Here is a 998-nt window from a genome sequence, read left to right as displayed (position 1 = left end):
CTGTTCACCCCCTGCTCCACCAGCGGCGTGGCCCGGGGGGCGCCCCCCCGGGCCGGGGGGCGGGGGGGGGGGGGGCGTACCCGGGAGCCGGTTCGCCGCCGCGCTCGCGCGGGTGACCGGCGCCGCGACGACACCCACGGAGGCCAGGTGAACGGCGCGGGCGTCCGGCTCGGTACGCCCGACACGCCTGGCCCGCCTGCCCGTTCACGGACCGCGGTGCCCCCGCCTGCCGCCGCCCCAGAAGCGGCGTGGCGGTCGATGGCCTACTCCGAGGCGCTGCGTGCGGGCGGCGGCCCGCTGTTCCTGCGCGGGCCCGAGGGCCTGCTGCTGCCGATGGACGTGGAGCGCTGGTGTGCGGCGCCCGACGCCGCCGACCCGGCGGTGCTGCGGCGCTCGCGGGGCGCGGTTCTCGACGTGGGCTGCGGACCCGGCCGCCTGGTCACGGCACTCGTGGCGGAGGGGAGGCGGGCGCTCGGCATCGATGTGAACCCTGCGGCCGTCGCCCACACCGCGCGGTCGGGAGGGGTCGCGCTGACGCGTTCGGTCTTCGATCCGCTGCCCGGCGAGGGCGCGTGGGACTCGGCGCTCCTCGTGGACGGCAACATCGGGATCGGCGGCGATCCGCAGAGGCTGCTCGCCCGGCTCGCCGAGGTCCTCGCGCCCTCGGGAAGCGTTCTGGTGGAGACGGCCGCGCCCGCGCTCGGGCGCCAGGTGGACCGGCGGATGCGGGTCCGGGTGGACGACGGCACCGGGCCCTTCGACCCGGCCGCCCCCGGCACCTTCCCGTGGGCGGTGATCGGCCACGCGCCGCTCGTCCGGTACGCGCGCAGGACCGGCTTCGAGACGGCCGAGACGTGGACGGCGGGGGGACGGGGCTTCGTCGCTCTCCGCAGGGCCTGACCCGTGCGGCCGGGCACGGAAGGGGGGGTGGACGCTTGTGACCATGAACCCGGACGACGCTCACCACCCCGACGACGACCGCGCCCGCCGCCCCGAGG

At 78.5% G+C, this 998-nt stretch carries 1 protein-coding gene; it reads left to right on the top strand.

The features are described 5' to 3' along the window. The first annotated feature begins 258 nt into the window (after nt 1-258). Complete coding sequence (locus LCE31_RS38915) at nt 259-900, top strand: class I SAM-dependent methyltransferase (protein WP_225022959.1); 642 nt, start codon at nt 259-261, stop codon at nt 898-900. Nucleotides 901-998 lie beyond the last annotated feature (98 nt).

Source organism: Streptomyces sp. 8L, from assembly GCF_020176795.1.
Taxonomy (GTDB): Bacteria; Actinomycetota; Actinomycetes; order Streptomycetales; family Streptomycetaceae; genus Streptomyces.
This window is presented reverse-complemented; position numbering and strand designations above follow the sequence as displayed.